The organism is Sphingomonas trueperi, assembly GCF_040545965.1.
GTDB classification, from domain to species: Bacteria; Pseudomonadota; Alphaproteobacteria; order Sphingomonadales; family Sphingomonadaceae; genus Sphingomonas; species Sphingomonas trueperi_C.
The window spans coordinates 755703-772619 of sequence record NZ_JBEPMV010000002.1 but is presented as its reverse complement, the minus strand read 5'-3'; the positions used below and the strand labels follow the sequence as shown (position 1 = coordinate 772619).

The window sequence follows — 16917 nt, the reverse complement described above, 5'->3', positions numbered from 1 at the left end:
TTCGGTGGAAATTTCCGCTCAAAATTGCAGTGAGACGGGAGGACCATTGCTGGACGCGTCCGCGCTCCGGCTGCTTCTTGCCGAGATCGTGCATCGTACCGCGAATGACTTCGCAGTGGCGCACGCAGAGGTGTATCTCGCGGCACGCGCGGCAAGCCTTTCGTTCGCGCGACCGCGACTCGCGGCATTGACCCAGCGGCTGCATGCTCTGGCGTCTATCCAGCGCTTGCTGCAGCCGCCGAGCCAGCCGTCGATCGATCTTGGAAACCGATTGTGCGAGCTCTGCCATCACCATGCGGAAGCGCGTTTCGCCGAGCAAGGTGCGTTCATCCGGCTCCAAACCTGTGAAGTGTTCATGGAGGCAGAGCGCGGCTGGGCATTGCTCATGATCGTCTCCGAACTGCTGACCAACGCCGCGCGTCACGCCTTCAACCAGCCGGGAGGGTTGGTGCAGGTGGAAGTCAGCAGCGCGGACGACGTCGTTCTCTGCCGTCTTCAGGACAACGGCGTCGGGAGCGCTCGCAATCAGGCGAACCGCGGCACCGGCACCGCACTCGTTGAGGAGCTTGCCCGGCGCGCCAATATCACGCTTGCCCCGTTTGCGTGCGAGCAAGGCACCGGCATCGAATTGCACGTGCCGCTATCCGAAACCCCGGTACAGCCCAAGGAGGAAGCAAGATGGCCAGCAATGTAAAGACCGTCGGCGTGCTGACTGCCCATCCCGGCAAAGAAGCGGATTTGCAGAAGTTGCTCGAAGAGTTGATAGGGCCGAGCCGGGCGGAGCCTGGGAACCTGCGCTACGATCTGTGGGTGGATCAGGACGAGCCGGGCGTTTTCATCCTCGACGAGCTCTACATCGACGCTGCAGCGCGCGAGGCGCATCGCGCGACGCCGCACTTCCAGCACTATCTGGCAACCATTGTACAGCTTGCCGAACGCAAGGCATTCAGCCTCGACCCCGTGGTCGTGGCCTGAGGGGAAATGCTTGGGCGGAGGGCCTGAAGTGCACACACCATTTCCAAACATCGGGCATGTTCGCGCATATATCAGACATGGGCGTCCGAGCGTCGGCACGAGGCGGCTTGTTGTGCCTTTCGGCGGGTCAGCATGGTGTGGATTTGTGCCACGACCGCGGCGCCTTCACCCACCGCAGCCGCCACGCGCTTTGTCGAGCCCGCACGAACATCGCCAATCGCGAAAATGCCGGGCCTGCTCGTCTCCAGCGGCAAGCTGCCACTCCCCGTCAAAATGAAGCCAGCCGCGTCGGTGTCGACGCACCCCTGCAGCCACTCGGAATTGGGATCGGCGCCGATGAACAGAAAGAGATAGTTCAGGTCCAGTTGCTCGATCGACCCGTCTGACAGGCGCCGGAACCTGACCGATCGCAACCCGACGAGGGGAGATCCCTCGAGACCGAGGATCTCGGTGCCGATATGCAGCTCGACATTCGGTAGGGCAGCGATGCGTTCGATAAGGTAGCGCGACATGGTTTGCGACAGATCGCGCCGGACGAACAGATGGAGCCGCCGCACATGGGGCGAGAGATAGGCAATCGCCTGGCCCGCGGAATTGCCGCCGCCCACCAAAGCGATGTCCTGGTTGGCGCACATCTTCGCCTCGATCGGAGACGCCCAATAGGACACGCCGACGCCCGCATGGGCCTCGAGATCGGGGATGTCGGGCCGGCGGTAGCGGGCGCCGGACGCGACCACCACCGCATGCGCGGTCAGCCGCCGCCCATCGTCGAGTTCCAGACGTGCAAGCTCCCGCGTACAATCCAGACGCGTGACCGCCAAGGGCGCGGCGATTTCGGCGCCGAATTTGATCGCCTGGTTCCGCGCACGGGCGGCAAGGGCATGTCCGGAGATGCCGGTGGGAAAGCCGAGATAGTTCTCGATCCGGGCAGATGCTCCGGCCTGGCCGCCATAGGACCTCGCTTCGAGGACGATGACCGAAAGGCCCTCGGAAGCCGCATAGACGGCCGCCGCCAGCCCCGCCGGTCCAGCGCCGACGATGGCAACGTCATATGGCGCGCTGCGCAACGCGGGCATCATGCCGAGGCAGGTCGAAATCTCCGCATCACTGGGATTGCGCAGCATCGTGCCATCCGGACACACGACCAGGGGCAGTTCGGCCGGCGGGATGCCGATCTGCTCGACCAATGCGCGACCCTTCACATCGATCGAAGCGTCGAGGACGAGGGTAGGATAACCACTGCGGGTGAGGAATCCCTGTAGACGAAGCAGGTCGGCGCTGTTTGGTGCGCCGATGAGAATCGTGCCCGCTCCGGAATCCAGGATCAGTTCCGTCCGCCGCAAAATCAGCGCGCGCATCACGATCTCGCCAAGCTCCGCCGAGCCAATCAGCAGCGCACGTAGATGCAGGTTATCGAAAGGGATCGCCGTGCACCCGCCCGCGCCAGCTCGACCGCTGGAGATTGACGGTTCGCCCGATAGCTGGTTGACCTCGCCACTGAACTGGCCTGCGCCATAGACGATGGCCTGGGTTTCCTGGCCCAGACCGTGTCGTCGCCAGATCTCCAGGCTCCCGCCGGTTACGAGCCAGGTTGGCACATTCCGCTCGCCGATCGCGTACAGGACCTCGCCGGGCTCGAAATGCCGCTCGGCGCCGCTGGCGAAGCGACGGGCGACGTCGACCTGCGCAATATCCAGTGTCGGGAACATCTGGTGCCGGCGCGTGTCGAGCAGGCCGGGCGTCCTTCGATCTTTGTGCATGCGTCCCACCTGATTGGCGGCCCGGGTCCGTGTCCTTTTGCATCGCGCACCTGAAGGGGCACATCGCGTACGGCGCCGAGGCTGTGGTTCTTGGAAGCCAAGGTCGCAAATGGGTGCGCGTCGAGACAATAGCGCATTTCACAATCCGCTCGTGCAGTTCTGTGCATGTCGCGCACGGCGAGCGACCGATAGGGTTTGCCAGCACGGCCATGGCCGCGGCACCGCCAGCTTACATCGGAAATCGCGTAATGTTCTCCTTAGCCTCAAGCGCTGCGCCTCTGAAGAGCGTGTTGCTTCGGTCCACGGCTATCCGTGCCCGGCTTCTTGGAAGCGCTCCGATCGCTGCGATGGCTGTCGCGTCAGGTCTACAGCCCGGTGGGCCGCCACGAGCGCACGCACACGATCGCCACAGCGACTTCCAGCTTTGGGCGTCGACCTCAGCCACGACGAAGCTGGGCGAGGGGGCCGAGACACGGATCGATGGTCTGGTTCAGGTCACTGATGATCTCTCGCGGGTCGGGCGAACACTTGTCCGCACGATCGTGCTCGCCGAGGTAAACAACCGGATCAAGCTTGGGGGCGGTTATCTCTGGACGCAGATTGATCCGGTGCCGGGCATCAGGTTCGTTGAACATCGCGCGGTGCAGGAATTCGACTTCCACGCACCGATCGGTCGGCGGGGGCTTGCGTTCACTGCGCGGACCCAGATGGAGCAACGGTGGCGCCAAAGAGAGGTGGGGACGTCGTTCCGCTGGCGCCAACTGACGCGGCTCGACGTTCCGCTGAGCCATGGTCTGCGCCTGGTGTTCTGGGACGAATATTTTCACGAGCTTCGCCACACGGCGTGGTCTGGAAAGCCAGGGCCAAGTCTGATGATCAACTTCGCCGGGCTGCACCTGCCGCTCAGCCGAGCCATCGCGGTAGAGCCGGGATATCTCAACCAGACCCAGTTCGACCATGGCGCGAACAGGGTGCGGCATGCGATTGCCCTGTACACCACCGTGCGCTTCTGAGCCCCGGCCGAACCCATCAACCTGAGACGGGATCGCGGCGTTCCGACGATTGGGCTTCGATGGCCCGTTGCCGGGACTTCCACGCCGCGATGCGCTCCGCGTCCAGGTTCAGCCGGGACAAGACCGCAACCGCGGTCTCGACGCCTGCAACCTTCCCGGCGTCAACGACCGGTACCAAGCCGATCGACGCATATTGTGCCGCTTGCGATGGGCTGTCCACCACGGCGATCCGGACGAGATCGGGATAATAGGTCCGCGCGATGGGCGTGATGCTGCTGGAGAGTTCGAAGGTGGGGGCGGTGAGAACACTGATCTTGCGATCCTGCATCGCAACCGGCTCCCAAATCCTTGGATCCGCCAAATCACCGAACGCAACGCGATAGCCGTCGGCGATGGCCCGTCGTAGGCGCTGCGGGTTGTTGTCGATCGCGGCATAGCGGATGTCGAATTCGGTAAGGGCGTCGGCCAGCATACGCCCGCATGGCCCCATGCCGACGATGAACACCGGTCCTGCCAGATTTCGCGGCGCAAGTTCGTGCGTGGGTTGGCCGCTCCGCTGTCGCAGACGCCCCGCCAGCGAACGCCCGACCGTCGCAAGCTGCGGCGTCGCGCCGATGCTCAGTACGACGGCGGCGATGAGGATGTCGCAGCGATCGGCACCGACCATCTCCCGAACCGGCGGAAGACTGAAGATCACCAGGGCGAATTCGGAGGTCTGCGCAAGAAGGAAGCCCAGCTGCAGCGAGCCTGGAACGGACCAGCGGAAGGCCAGGTTGGCGCATGCGTTGAGCGCGATCTTGACGAGGATCAGGCCGGCGCTGACGGCGAGAATGACCAGCCACCAGCGATGGAGCAACGACAGCGACAGCGAAAGTCCGAGCGAGATGAAGAAGAAGCCCAGCAGCAGGCCACGAAACGGTTTGATCTCCGATCCGACAATGGCTTGATAGGGTGTGCCCGCGAGCATCATGCCGCCCAGGAACGCGCCGAGCGTAAGCGACAGGCCGAGAATGCCGGTGACCCAGCCGGCGGACAATGCCACGAGGAGCGCCATGGCGGTGAAGACCTCCTCGTTGCGGGTCCGTGCGACCAGGTCAAACAAGGGCCGGACCAGGAGCCATGCGCAGAACATCGCGGCACCGAAAGCCGCGGTCGCCTTGGCTAGAGCCAGGGCCAGGGCGGGGAGCAGCGCGGTGCCCGAGGACAAGGCGCTGGCGATGATAAGGAGGAAGATCGCCGCCAGATCCTGAAACACCAGGATCCCGGTCGCCGTCATGCCGACGGGACAGGTCTGCTGATGGCGCTCGGCGATGATCCGCGCGACGACCGCTGTCGAGGAGAGCGCGAGCGTCGCACCGACGAAGAACGCCGGTGCAGCCGGAACCCCTAGTGCCATCGCAGCCAGGCCGAGCCCCAGCGTGCAGGTCAGCATCTGCGCCGAGCCGAAGCCGAACACGGCGACGATCTGTTCGCGCAGATGCCGCGGGGAGAAATGCAGGCCGACATCGAACAGCAGGAAGACGACGCCGAGTTCCGCCAGGATGCGGATCGCCTCGTTGGATCGCACCAGCCCGGAGACGTTCAGACCAACGCCGAGCAGCAGATATCCAACAATCGGCCCAAGCCGCACCGCGCGCGAGAGGATGACCGTGACGACGCCCAGTGCGAGCAGCAGGATGATCGGCAGAACTGCGGCGAGGATGGGGGCTTCCATGCTCAGCGCGCCGGGGAACGATGCGGCAGGACGTCGACCATCAGGACTGACTGCATATTCCTGTGCTTTCCGCGGCCAATGCTCTCGGGGCGCGTCAATCCGCGACCCTCGGCGCCGGCAATGCTATCGCAAGCTGTCGTGAAAGCGGGTTAAATCCGGTACATTGCATTCCGGAGGCACCTTGAGGCACCAATGCCCGTCGGCACTGGACCGACGAGGCACCGGTGCGGCGACTAGAATTTGACGACCGCTCGCCCGAGAATCTTGTTCTCGCGCATCAGATCCAGATAGTCGTTGATCTGCTCGAAGGCGATCGTCTTGATTGTGTGCTGGATCTTGCCTTCGGTCGCGAGTGCCATGACCTCGCTGAGATCGGCATTGTTGCCCCAGAACGATCCGTGGAAGACCTGCTCCCCCGAAACGCGCGGGAACAGCGGCACGTCGATGCGATCGCCGACAAAGCCGACATCGGCATAATGGCCGGCGATCCCCAGCAACTGGAAACCCATCTGCATCATCTCGGGCGCGCCGACACAGTCCATGATCGCATCGAGCTTTGCCTGGCCGGTCGCCTGCGCCAGCTCCTTGCCGACCTCTTCGACCGACTTGTCCTTCACCGCGATGATATGGTCTGCCCCGTATCGTTTGGCGATTTCCAGCTTGTCGAGGCTCCGGGCAAAGGCGACCACGATCGCGCCGGCGCCCAGCAGCTTGGCATATTGGACCGCATAGGCGCCCAGACCGCCGACGCCGAACACCCCGACCACCCGATCCGGGCCCAGGCCGCCCGCATCGCGGATTTTCTTCAGCGCGCGATAGGGGGTGAGGCCGGCATCGGTGAGCGGCGCGAGTTCCTCGAATTTCAGGTGCTGCGCGACCTTGATCACATAGCGTGCGGGCACAGGGATGTATTCGGCGAAGCCTCCATAGGTGCCGAAGCCCGGCCAGCGCACATTGGGGCAAATCTGCGTGTTGCCGACCTGGCAATGGCGGCAGATTCCATCGCCCCAGCCGGGCGAGACCACGACATGGTCGCCTTCCGCGATGCCCGCGTTTCGGGGAACCACGCTGCCGATCCTCTCGATCGTACCGGTGATCTCATGTCCGGGGATGATCGGTAGCGGGATATCGGCGTACCCCTGGAAGAAGCCGTCGACGAGCAGCACGTCCGAACGGCACATGCCGCACGCTGCCACCTTCACCAGCACCTCGTCGGGCTGGATGTCGGGGACGGGGACATCCTCGAAGACGAGCGGTTGCTTGTATGCGCGTATCACTGCGGCTTTCATGGGTGCACTCCTCTTGGTTGCGTGGGCGACTGCGCTGCATTTGGGGCGCTTATTCGGTGCGCAGGCGCATCTCTTCCCGAGCGTCGTGAGGGCTGGAGCTGCCGCCATTGAAGGCGGCGATCATCGCCTGGGCCACGGCGACGTCCTGCTCGACCGTGCCCGCGCTGGCGCCGACTGCGCCGACAATCTCGTCACCGAGCCGGACGAGCAGGCCGCCGCCGAAGATCACGACCTCGCCGTGATTGCTTTGCTGAATCCCGAACAGGGGCTGCCGAGGCTGAGCGAGGTCGGCGAGTTGGGCGGTCGGCTTGTCGAACAGCCGCGCGGTCACCGCCTTGCTGATGGCAAGATCGATGCTGCCGATCAGTGCATCGTCCTGTCGGATGAAGGCGACCAGATGGGCGCCCGCGTCGACGATCGCCAGATTGTAGGCCAGGCCCGTCTCTCCGGCGGCATGCTCGCCGGCACGCAGCATCCGTTTGGCGTCGTCCAGTGTCAATGTCGTCATTGATCGTGGCATGCCAACCTCGCTGTTTTGCCAAGTTTGGCGCGAATATCGGCTCGAACAATTGGAGATCGCGAAAGGCGCTTGTGCAGGAATCCCCAGGGAACCATTGCGGATTTCGCGCCGTGCTCTTTTCGTGCGTTCCATGGGTAAATGCTGACCGTGCGATGGGCGCACACCACGACTTAACCGCAATTAACGCGCTGAAATCGTTGGCTCACGGTACAACCACTGGGCCCGTCAACGGCTCGGTCGATGGCGGCGAAGCAGCCTTGCCGGCGCTCCCCAACGCACGATCAGGAGTGGAACGACCGATGGAATGGAGTGACATCCGCATATTCCTGCAAGTCGCGCGGGACGGAACCATGCTGGCAGCCAGTGGCGCGCTGCGGATGGACCACACAACGATCAGCCGGCGGATATCGCGGCTTGAGGAACAGACGCGGGTCCGCCTCTTCGATCGGGCGGGCAGGCGTCTTTCGCTGACGTCCGAAGGCGAAAAGCTTCTTCGCGCCGCGGAGAGGCTCGATTCCATCGTCGTTCGCGATGTTTTGAACCTGCGCGACGAAGGCGAGCGCATCGTCGGCCCGGTGCGGATCGGCACCACCGAGGACTTCGGCGCCCACTATCTGGCTCCGCGAATGGCGGCATTGACCTCCGCCCATCCCGGTATCGAGATCGAACTGGTGGCGCTCCCGCGCAGCTTCTCGCTCGCAGCCCGCGAAGTGGACCTGCTGGTATCGCTCGATCGGCCCATCGCCGGCGATATCCGGTACAAGAAGCTGACGGATGTCGAGTTCGGCATCTACGCCGGCAGCAGCTATTTCGAAGCGCGCCCGCGCCCCGGCGCTATGGACGATCTCGCGGGCGAGACCTGGTGCGGCTATATCAAGGAATTGCTGGCCTCGCCTGCGTTGGACATGCTTCCCTTCGAGGAAACCGTTCCCGCAAGATATCGCACGACCAGCAGCACGGTCCAGCTGGCCGCGGTGAAAAGCGGCTACGCGCTTGCGGCCTTGCCGTGTTTCGTTGCGAGCACGGTATCGGGGCTGGAGCGGGTGCTGCCGGACCGGGCGATCTTCGAACGCAGCTACTGGCTCGCGGTCCACCAGGATCTCGCGCAATATCCGCGCGTGCGAGCGCTGATGTCGGCAATCGAAGCCGAGGTCGCGCAGGATCGGGCGTTGTTCAGGCCCAGCGCCGTAGCCGCAGCCACGGCAGCGCGACCGGCCGCCACCATCCTTCGTTGGCTCGAACCGCAGAATGTCGCACCCGATGCGGTGCTGCCTGGTCGGATGGCGGCCGGCGCGGTGCAGCCGGCAAGGGCGCGCAATGCATAGGGTTGCTGCGCGTGGCGAGCGTCGGGGCCCGAGCGGCCATCCGATCACCTTCGCAGTCCAATCGAATGCGGCCCCCGCGGTCGCGGGTCGAGGCGCCGGCGATTGCCCACCATCCCCCCGCCAGGCGTCTCGACCCAATTTCTCTCTTGCTTGAACCGGAGAAGGACATGCTGGAAGTCGTGCAGGCGTTTGACCGCGCAAAGATCGCCGATCTCGACGTAGATGACGCAGCCGCCCTCGAGGCGAAATTCGTTGTTGCCGAACGCCTCTATCGCGACCGTGTATCCTGGCTTCCCCCGCATCGGCGGATCGCCATCCTGCGCATGCTTGGCGAGCTCGTATCCGCGAAACGAGAGGATTTTGCGCTGTTGATCGCGCGCGAAGGGGGGAAGCCGTATAGCGACGCGCTGGTCGAGACCGATCGCGCCATCGACGGCATTCGCAACGCCGCCGACCAGCTGCGGACCCGGAGCGGCGTCGAAATCCCGATGGGGCTCACGCCCGCGACCGACCGCCGCCGCGCCTGGACGGTCGAGGAGCCGATCGGCGTCGTCGCCGCGATCTCCGCCTTCAACCATCCGCTCAATCTAATCGTCCACCAGATCGCGCCGGCCATCGCCACGGGCTGTCCGGTCATCATCAAGCCGGCGGGCCCGACACCTTTGTGCTGCCTCGAGCTGGTGAAGCTGGTGCATGCGGCAGGCATGCCGGAGGGCTGGGTGCAGACGTTCCTGCCTGCCGACCGGTCGCTGCTGGAAAAGTTCACCGCCGATCCGCGCATCGCATTCCTGAGCTTCATCGGGTCGGCGCGGGTTGGCTGGCAGTTGCGCTCGACGGTCGCGCCGGGCGTGCGCTGCGCGCTCGAGCATGGCGGCGTCGCGCCGCTGATCATCGATCGGGAGGTCGATCTCGACGCGATCATCGAGCCGATCGCGAAGGGCGGCTATTATCACGCGGGCCAGGTCTGCGTCTCGGTCCAGCGCATCTATGTCCATGCCGACATCCAGCAGGCGTTCGTCGATCGCTTCGCTGCCAGAGTCGAGCGTCTCCGGGTCGGGGACCCGCGCCTGCCCGAAACCGAGGTAGGGCCGCTGATCACGCCGGCGGAGGCGGCGCGGGTGGAAAGCTGGATCGCGGAGGCGGTCGCCGGTGGCGCCCGTCAGATCGGCGGCGGGCGGCTGAGCGACACGACGCTGAAGCCGGCGATCCTGGTTGCGCCTGAGGACGCCAAGGTTTCGACGCTGGAAGTGTTCGGGCCGCTGACCTGCATCTATCCCTATCGAGCGATCGACGATGCGATCAACTCGGCCAACGCATTGCCCGTGTCCTTCCAGTCCAGCATCTTCACCAACGACCTTTCCGTCGCCCTCGACGCGGCGGAGCGGCTGGATGCGTCCGCGGTGATGGTGAACGACCACACCGCGTTCCGAGCAGACTGGATGCCCTTTGCGGGCCGCCGGGTTTCCGGGCTGGGCGTGGGCGGCATTCCCTACACCATGGCGGAGATGACCGCCGAGAAGATGATCGTCTTCAAATACTAAGGCGGCGTGCGAGCGAGCATGGTTTCGTCCGCCTGTCGCGGCTGACACAGTAGTGCGCGGATTTACTTCAATTAACGCTGCTCCAGCGCAATGCGCGGCTATCTTGTCGCGCTGAGGCGGCTCCTGCCAGGTCTGCCGAATGCAGCAGTTTCGGGAGATTGATCTTGGACATGACCGCGCTGATACTTTCCCGGATACAATTTGCGAGCACCGTCTCGTTCCATATCATCTTTCCGACCTTCACCATCGGCCTCGCCGCCTGGCTCTGCGTTCTGGAAGCGACATCGCTGGTGACCGGCAAGGCCGTGTATTGCCGGCTGTTCGACTTCTGGCTGCAGATCTTCGCGGTCGCCTTTGCGATGGGCGTCGTATCGGGGATCGTGATGGCGTTTCAGTTCGGCACGAACTGGAGCGAATTGTCGCGGCGCACGGGGCCGATCCAGGGCCCGCTGCTCGGCTATGAAAGTTTCACTGCCTTCGCGGTCGAGGCGAGCTTTCTCGGCATCGTCCTGTTCGGCCGCAACCTCGTGCCGAGATGGTTTTACCTGTTCTCGTGTGTGATGGTGGCGATCGGCACGACGATGTCGTCGTTCTGGATCATGGTCAACAACAGCTGGATGCAGTTCCCGACCGGGTATCGCATCGCACCCGATGGCGTGTTCGTGCCGACCGACTGGTGGGCGATCCTCTTCAGCCCCGTCCTTATAGTGCGCATGCCGCACATGTTGCTGGCCGCCTATCTGACCTCCGCATTCTGCATCGCGGCAACCGGCGCATGGCACATGCTGCGCGGTTCCTTTCTCGAGGAATCGCGGATGATGATGCGCATGTCCCTGGCGCTTGCCGCGGTGCTGGTCCCGCTGCAGTTGTTCCTGGGGCATCTGGTCGGGGATTATACCCGCGACAAGCAGCCGACGAAGTTCGCTGCGATCGAGGGGCGCTGGCACGACGAACGTCCTGCGGCGGAGGTGCTGATCGCCTGGCCCGACGAGGAGAACGAGCGCAATCGCTTCGAGGTCAAGGTTCCCTATCTCGGAAGCCTGATCGCCGCCTCATCTTTAGATTCGAAGGAGGTCGGTCTCGCCAACTGGCCGAGGGCGCAGCGTCCGCCCGTGCTGCTGCCGTTCCTCGCGTTTCGCGCAATGGTCGGATGCGGTCTGCTGATGCTCTTTCTGGCCTGGTATGGAAGCCTGCAGCTCTACCGGGAACGGATCGACCGGCAGCGATGGCTGCTGTGGCTGACATTTCTCTCGTTCCCGGTCGGTTTCGTCGCGACGCTGACAGGCTGGATCGTGGCCGAAGTGGGCAGGCAGCCCTGGACCGTCTACGGCGTCGTCCGCACGTCCGAAGCTGCAACGCCGTTCCTTACCCCGCAACTGGTGGCAGCGACGCTCGCCACCTTCTTCGTGGTCTACAGCGTCATCTTCGCGTTCGGGATCCTGTTCATCTACCGGCTTTTGAAGCGCGGGCCCGTTCCGGCGCCCGAACCGATCCTGGGCGACACCAACCCGAAACGCCCCCTGTCGATCGCTGCGGTAGAGGCAATGGAGGCGGCAGAATGATCGAGTTCTGGACCGGGGCGCTCGCGCTCACAATTTTCCTCTATGTCACGCTCGACGGCTTCGATCTGGGCGTGGGCATGCTGATGCCGCTTGCCAGCGAACGCGCGGATCGAGGGCATGTGATCGCAGCGATTGCTCCTGTCTGGGACGGCAATGAGACGTGGCTGGTGCTCACCGGCACCATCTTGTTCGGGATGTTCCCGCTCGCCTATGCTACTCTGCTTTCCGCCTTCCATCTTCCCCTTATCGTCATGCTCTGCGCGCTGATCTTCCGGGGAGTCTCCTTCGAGTATCGCGCCCAGTCGACCTGGTCTCGCGCTTTCTGGGACAGGGGTTTCGTGGTCGGCTCCTATGTGGCGACCTTCATGCAAGGTGCCGCGGTAGGTGCACTGGTCCACGGCCTGCCGATGGAGGGGGATCGGTATGTTGGCGGGACGTTCGGCTGGTTCTCGCCTTTCGCGCTTTTTTGCGGCGTTGGCCTGTGTATCGGATACGCGTTGCTCGGCGCCGGTTGGCTGACCTACAAAACCGAGCATCGTGTCCAGGATCTCGCATTTCGGCTGATCCCGCGACTGCTGGCGGCGCTCGCACTGTTCCTGGCGATCGTCTTCGCGATCGCACTCACCGACCATCTGTCGGTGGTGCACCGCTGGCTGCAGGCGCCGATCCTGTTCATGTTTCCCGCCATGGGGGCGGCTGCCGGTGCAGTGATGCTCTGGGCCGTCTGGGAGCGCCGGGAAATCTTGCCGTTCTTCGCCGCGATAGTTTTGTTCGCGGCCGCGATGGGAACACTGGCCCTGTCTTTCTATCCGTACATGATCCCCTTCGCGATCACGACGTACCAGGCCGCTGCACCGGCCGCATCGCTTTCCTTCATGTTCTGGGGAGGCGGTCTCGTGATCTTGCCGCTGACTCTGGTGTACACCAGCGTCGTCTATTTCTTTTTCAAGGGCAAGGTCGCGCCTGGCGGACATGGGCAGTGACGCTGCCCGTCCTGCAGACGACGCCTTGAAGGGATAGCCCGTGATTAACTTGGCTTGACCGCGTTTCACGCGCCGACGGCGCCCATCGGGGCTACCTCTTGAAAATCGGGGCCGGGGCCAGCGCGGCTGGAAAAGGCTCCTCAAGCAACGCTGCGGGCTCCCCATGGTGACACTGACGATAAATGGACAGGCTCGGCAAGCGGACGTCACCGACGATATGCCGCTGCTATGGGTCTTGCGCGACGTGTTCGGCATGACGGGGACAAAGTTCGGCTGCGGTATCGCACAATGCGGCGCCTGCACGGTGCACCTCGACGGCCGGGCCGTCCGCTCCTGTGTGTTGCCGGTCGGTGCGGTCGGGTCGCGCCCGATCACGACGATCGAGGCGGTCGGCGAGCAACCCGCTGGCGCTCGCATACAACAGGCCTGGCTCGATCTGGAAGTGATCCAGTGCGGCTATTGCCAATCCGGCCAGATCATGGCGGCGACGGCCCTCCTCAACGACGTTCCGCACCCGGACGACGCGGACATCGACGCTGCGCTCGCCGGCAACATCTGCAGATGCGGGACCTATGTTCGCATTCGCGAGGCGATCAAGCACGCCTCCAACGCGCTGCGCTGACGATGGCGGAGGTCAACGTCCCCATGCCCACTAGTGCAAGGCTTTCGCGCCGCGGCCTCCTCGGCATGGCTTCCGGAGCCGCATTCGTCATCGGCTTCGCCGTGCCGTTCGATAATGAGGGGCACGCGGAAGAGTCGGCCCTGGCGGCGGACGCGTTCATCAGGATCGATCGGCGAGGCGACATCACGCTGATCATGCCCCAGGTGGAGATGGGGCAGGGGATCTACACCGCGCTCGCCATGATCCTTGCCGAGGAACTGGATGCCGATTGGTCACGGGTCCGGCTGGAGCATGCGCCCGAGAACGGCAAACTGTACCGCAACGCGCTGTTGCAGGAGCAGAGCACCGGCGGCTCGACCTCGATGCGCGCCTTCTGGATGCCCCTGCGGAAGGCCGGGGCGGGCGCTCGCGCGTGCCTGGTCCAGGCAGCGGCACGGCGGTGGAGCGTCCCCGTCACGACGCTTCGAACCCAGAAGAGCGTGGTCTATCATGACGCGTCCGGGCGGAGCCTTCCCTATGGCGCCCTGATCGACGCTGCTGCTGCGTTGGCGGTGCCGGCAGATCCTCCGCTCAAAGATCCGAAGCTTTTCACGCTCATCGGCAAGCCGCTGCGCCGGCTCGATACGCCCGACAAGACCAACGGGAAGGCCATCTACGGCATCGATGCCATGCCCGCCGGCGTGAAGTTCGCGACGCTCCGGATCAGCCCGGTTCAGGGCGGCCGGGTCCGCCATGTCGACGACCGTGCCGCCAGGAGCGTTCCCGGCGTGCGCCAGATCGTCGTGCTGGAGGATCTTGTCGCAGTGGTCGGCGATCACATGTGGGCCGCCAAATGCGGGCTCGACGCGCTCGAGGTTACCTGGGACGACGGACCCAACGCCGTGGTGAACACCGCGCTCATCTGGGAACGGCTCCGCACCGCGAGCGAGCGGCCCGGGGCGATCGCGCGTAACGATGGCGATGCGCTCGGCAAGCTCCAGACCGGCGACGTGTTCACGGCCACCTACGAGATGCCGTTCCTGGCGCATACGACCATGGAGCCGCTCAATTGCACCGTCCACATCCGGCCCGATGGCGCGGAGGTATGGATCGGGACGCAGGTGATGACGCGGGTGCGCGACATCGTCGCAAAGGTTGCGGGTGTCCACCGCGACAAGGTCCAGATTCACCAGCATCTGCTCGGCGGCGGCTTTGGCCGGCGGCTGGAGCCCGATATGGCAGGCACGGCCGCGCGCATCGGGAAGCACGTCGAAGGTCCGGTTAAAATCGTCTGGACGCGCGAGGAGGATATGCGGGACGATTATTTCCGCCCGGCCTATCACGACGTGTTGACCGCCAGACTCGGCGATAAACGCATCGAGGCGTGGAGTCACAAGGTCACGGGGTCGGCGATTCTGGCCCGCTATGCGCCCGTCGTCTTCCGAGACGGCATCGACGCCGATGCCGTCGATAGCGCTCGGGACATGCCCTACGACATCCCCCATGTGCGGATGGCGTTCGTCCGCGAGGAACCGCCCGGCGTCAAGACCGGCTGGTGGCGTGGCGTCGGCCCCAACAACAATGTGTTCGCGATCGAGTCCTTCATCGAGGAACTCGCGCGGCGGGCACAGGCGGACTCGATTGCCTTCCGCCGCGCGCATCTCCAGAAGGCGCCGCGCCTGCTCGCGGCGCTGGATCTGGTGCGCGAGAAGTCGGGCTGGGGAACGCCGCTACCGCACGGAGCGGGACGCGGCGTGGCGGTGCAGGCAGCGTTCGGCAGCTTCATTGCCACCGTCGTCGAGTGCGAGGTGGACGATTTCGGCGAGATCCGCCTGCGCCGCGTCACGAGCTGCGTCGATACCGGGCTGGTGGTCAATCCGAACACGGTCATCGCGCAGCTGCAGGGTGGGCTGATCTACGGACTGACGGCCGGCCTTTACGGCGAGATCACCCACGACAAGGGCCGCATCCAGCAATCCAATTTTCACGACTATCGCGCGCTGCGGATCGATCAGGCCCCGCCGATCGAGGTGCATCTTCTGCCGAGCGGGGAAGCGCCGGGAGGCATTGGCGAGACGGGAACCACGGCGTCCGTGGCGGCGCTGCGCAACGCCATCTACGATGCGACCGGCGTGCCGCTGCGTCGCATGCCAGCGGACCGAGCCCTCTTGACGCGGGGTTCGCTGTCATGAGCGCGCGCCAGGGCGTTCTTGCATCGATCAAGGCACATTGGCAGCGCATCCTGCTGGCACTGGCCGCGCTCGCAATCTGCGTCGGCGGGCCGCTGGCCTGGTACATGCTTCCGCCCGGGGCGATGCACTTTGCCGGAGGCAGGCAGGTGGACCTTGCCGACTATCCTGGGCCGTCCCCCGTCGGCGTACCTGCCGAGCTCCGCAATGCGCCCCTGATCGTCCGTGGGAAGTATCTGACCGAAGCCGCCGACTGCGCGGCTTGTCATACCACCACGGGTGGCACGCCCTATGCGGGCGGGCGGGCCTTCCGCACGCCGTTCGGCACGCTCTATTCCCCCAACATCACCGCCGACGCGGAGACCGGCATCGGCAGGTGGAGCGATGCGGAGTTCCTTCGCGCGCTGCACAAGGGCATAGGGAAGGATGGATCGCGGCTCTACCCGGCCTTCCCGTACGAATCCTACACCCTGCTCACCGACGAGGATGGAAAGGCGATCAAGGCCTATCTGTTCAGTCTGCCGAAACATCACGGCGCGCCACCGCCGAACGCAATGAACTTCCCGTTCAATCAGCGCTGGCTGATGGGGCTCTGGTCGGCCTTCTACAATCCGGACACGCGCTTCCGGCCCAATGTCGAGCGCTCGGCCGAATGGAACCGCGGTGCGTATATGGTCGAGGCGCTCGCGCATTGCGGCGATTGTCACACGCCTCGAAATCCGGGGCAGGCGCTGGACAACCGGCGGAAATTCGCCGGGGGAGTCGTCGATGGCTGGCTGGCCTACAACATCACCCAGAACAAGGACTCGGGGATTGGCGCCTGGACGGACCAGCAGATCGCCGACTATTTGAAGACGGGCCATACCGTCGGGCGCGGCTCGGCGGGTGGACCGATGGCCGAGGCGGTCGATGTCAGCCTGAGCAAGATCGCTGCTTCCGACATCCGCGCGATCGTGACCTATCTGCGAACGATCCCGCCGGTTTCCACCGCACGCCTGCCGGCGCCCAAGGCCGAAGCCGCATCGGACCGGCATAGCGAGATGGCCGGTGCCGCCAACCCGCGCGGCAAGCAGGTCTTCGAAGGTGCCTGCGTCAGCTGTCATGGATGGTCCGGTCGCAGCCTGATCCACCCGGATGCCACCCTGGTCGGCGCGCGATCGGTGAACGACACCGGCGCGAGCAATGTGGCGCTCGCGGTTCTGAGTGGCATCCAGCGCCCAGCCCCGTCGCTTTCTATGCCGGCGTTTCGCGGGTCCTATAGCGATGCCGAGATCGCGGCGGTTGCCAACTATGTCACTGCGCGCTTCGGCGCCAAGGGGGCGGCGCTCACCGCGAAGGATGTTGCGAAACTGCGGATCCAATCTGCCCCGTGACAAACCGTCTCCTACAAGGGCCATCGAGCGGATGCGCGGAGGTGGCCCCCATATGCTTCGATCGGCGGTTGA

At 64.6% G+C, this 16917-nt stretch carries 14 protein-coding genes; 10 read left to right on the top strand and 4 right to left on the bottom strand.

Annotation, left to right across the window (positions count from 1 at the left end):
* The first annotated feature begins 46 nt into the window (after nt 1-46).
* Together ABIC35_RS07510 and ABIC35_RS07505 are read left to right on the top strand one after the other, a co-directional pair.
* Nucleotides 47-694 carry an ATP-binding protein gene (locus ABIC35_RS07510; RefSeq protein WP_354278376.1) on the top strand — a complete coding sequence of 216 codons (648 nt, stop codon included), beginning with the start codon at nt 47-49 and terminating at the stop codon, nt 692-694.
* Entirely contained in the window at nt 679-975 is a 297-nt protein-coding gene (locus ABIC35_RS07505) for a putative quinol monooxygenase (protein WP_121078007.1), read from the top strand. Before ABIC35_RS07510 ends, ABIC35_RS07505 begins: the two co-directional genes overlap by 16 nt.
* Before the next feature lie 71 nt (nt 976-1046).
* On the opposite strand, the gene ABIC35_RS07500 is transcribed toward ABIC35_RS07505, so the two are convergent.
* On the bottom strand, nt 1047-2735 hold the full coding sequence (locus ABIC35_RS07500; RefSeq protein ID WP_121078005.1) for an FAD-dependent oxidoreductase: 1689 nt from the start codon (nt 2733-2735) through the stop codon (nt 1047-1049).
* Nucleotides 2736-3082: 347 nt separating this feature from the next.
* On the opposite strand from ABIC35_RS07500, the gene ABIC35_RS07495 reads away from it, so the two are divergent.
* Nucleotides 3083-3748, top strand: coding sequence for a DUF2490 domain-containing protein (locus ABIC35_RS07495; protein WP_183049418.1), 666 nt, complete (start codon nt 3083-3085; stop codon nt 3746-3748).
* 16 nt (nt 3749-3764) lie between these two features.
* Here the strand turns inward: ABIC35_RS07495 and ABIC35_RS07490 are convergent, their stop codons facing one another.
* The 3 genes from ABIC35_RS07490 to ABIC35_RS07480 form a co-directional block, all read right to left on the bottom strand.
* The gene (locus tag ABIC35_RS07490; RefSeq protein ID WP_121078001.1) at nt 3765-5462 is read right to left on the bottom strand and encodes a cation:proton antiporter domain-containing protein; all 1698 of its coding nucleotides are present in this window, start codon (nt 5460-5462) and stop codon (nt 3765-3767) included.
* A 233-nt stretch (nt 5463-5695) separates the two neighbouring features.
* Nucleotides 5696-6751 (bottom strand): NAD(P)-dependent alcohol dehydrogenase, encoded by a 1056-nt coding sequence (locus tag ABIC35_RS07485; protein WP_121077999.1) that lies wholly within the window; start codon nt 6749-6751, stop codon nt 5696-5698.
* Between the two features lie 49 nt (nt 6752-6800).
* Nucleotides 6801-7403: a GlcG/HbpS family heme-binding protein gene (locus ABIC35_RS07480; RefSeq protein WP_354278375.1), complete on the bottom strand. Its 603-nt coding sequence runs from the start codon at nt 7401-7403 to the stop codon at nt 6801-6803.
* Nucleotides 7404-7570: 167 nt separating this feature from the next.
* On the opposite strand from ABIC35_RS07480, the gene ABIC35_RS07475 reads away from it, so the two are divergent.
* From ABIC35_RS07475 to ABIC35_RS07445, 7 genes are all read left to right on the top strand, one after another.
* Complete coding sequence (locus ABIC35_RS07475; RefSeq protein ID WP_220667367.1) at nt 7571-8596, top strand: LysR family transcriptional regulator; 1026 nt, start codon at nt 7571-7573, stop codon at nt 8594-8596.
* A 167-nt stretch (nt 8597-8763) separates the two neighbouring features.
* On the top strand, nt 8764-10137 hold the full coding sequence (locus ABIC35_RS07470; protein ID WP_121077995.1) for an aldehyde dehydrogenase family protein: 1374 nt from the start codon (nt 8764-8766) through the stop codon (nt 10135-10137).
* 170 nt (nt 10138-10307) lie between these two features.
* Nucleotides 10308-11699 carry a cytochrome ubiquinol oxidase subunit I gene (locus ABIC35_RS07465; protein ID WP_220667366.1) on the top strand — a complete coding sequence of 464 codons (1392 nt, stop codon included), beginning with the start codon at nt 10308-10310 and terminating at the stop codon, nt 11697-11699.
* Nucleotides 11696-12682, top strand: a complete 987-nt coding sequence (cydB, locus tag ABIC35_RS07460; RefSeq protein ID WP_121077991.1) for a cytochrome d ubiquinol oxidase subunit II — start codon at nt 11696-11698, stop codon at nt 12680-12682. Before ABIC35_RS07465 ends, cydB begins: the two co-directional genes overlap by 4 nt.
* Before the next feature lie 163 nt (nt 12683-12845).
* The gene (locus ABIC35_RS07455) at nt 12846-13304 is read left to right on the top strand and encodes a (2Fe-2S)-binding protein (protein ID WP_121077989.1); all 459 of its coding nucleotides are present in this window, start codon (nt 12846-12848) and stop codon (nt 13302-13304) included.
* Between the two features lie 2 nt (nt 13305-13306).
* Nucleotides 13307-15475, top strand: a complete 2169-nt coding sequence (locus tag ABIC35_RS07450) for a xanthine dehydrogenase family protein molybdopterin-binding subunit (protein ID WP_220667365.1) — start codon at nt 13307-13309, stop codon at nt 15473-15475.
* Entirely contained in the window at nt 15472-16845 is a 1374-nt protein-coding gene (locus ABIC35_RS07445; RefSeq protein WP_121077988.1) for a c-type cytochrome, read from the top strand. The genes ABIC35_RS07450 and ABIC35_RS07445 overlap by 4 nt, the downstream gene beginning before the upstream one ends.
* Nucleotides 16846-16917: the final 72 nt, after the last annotated feature.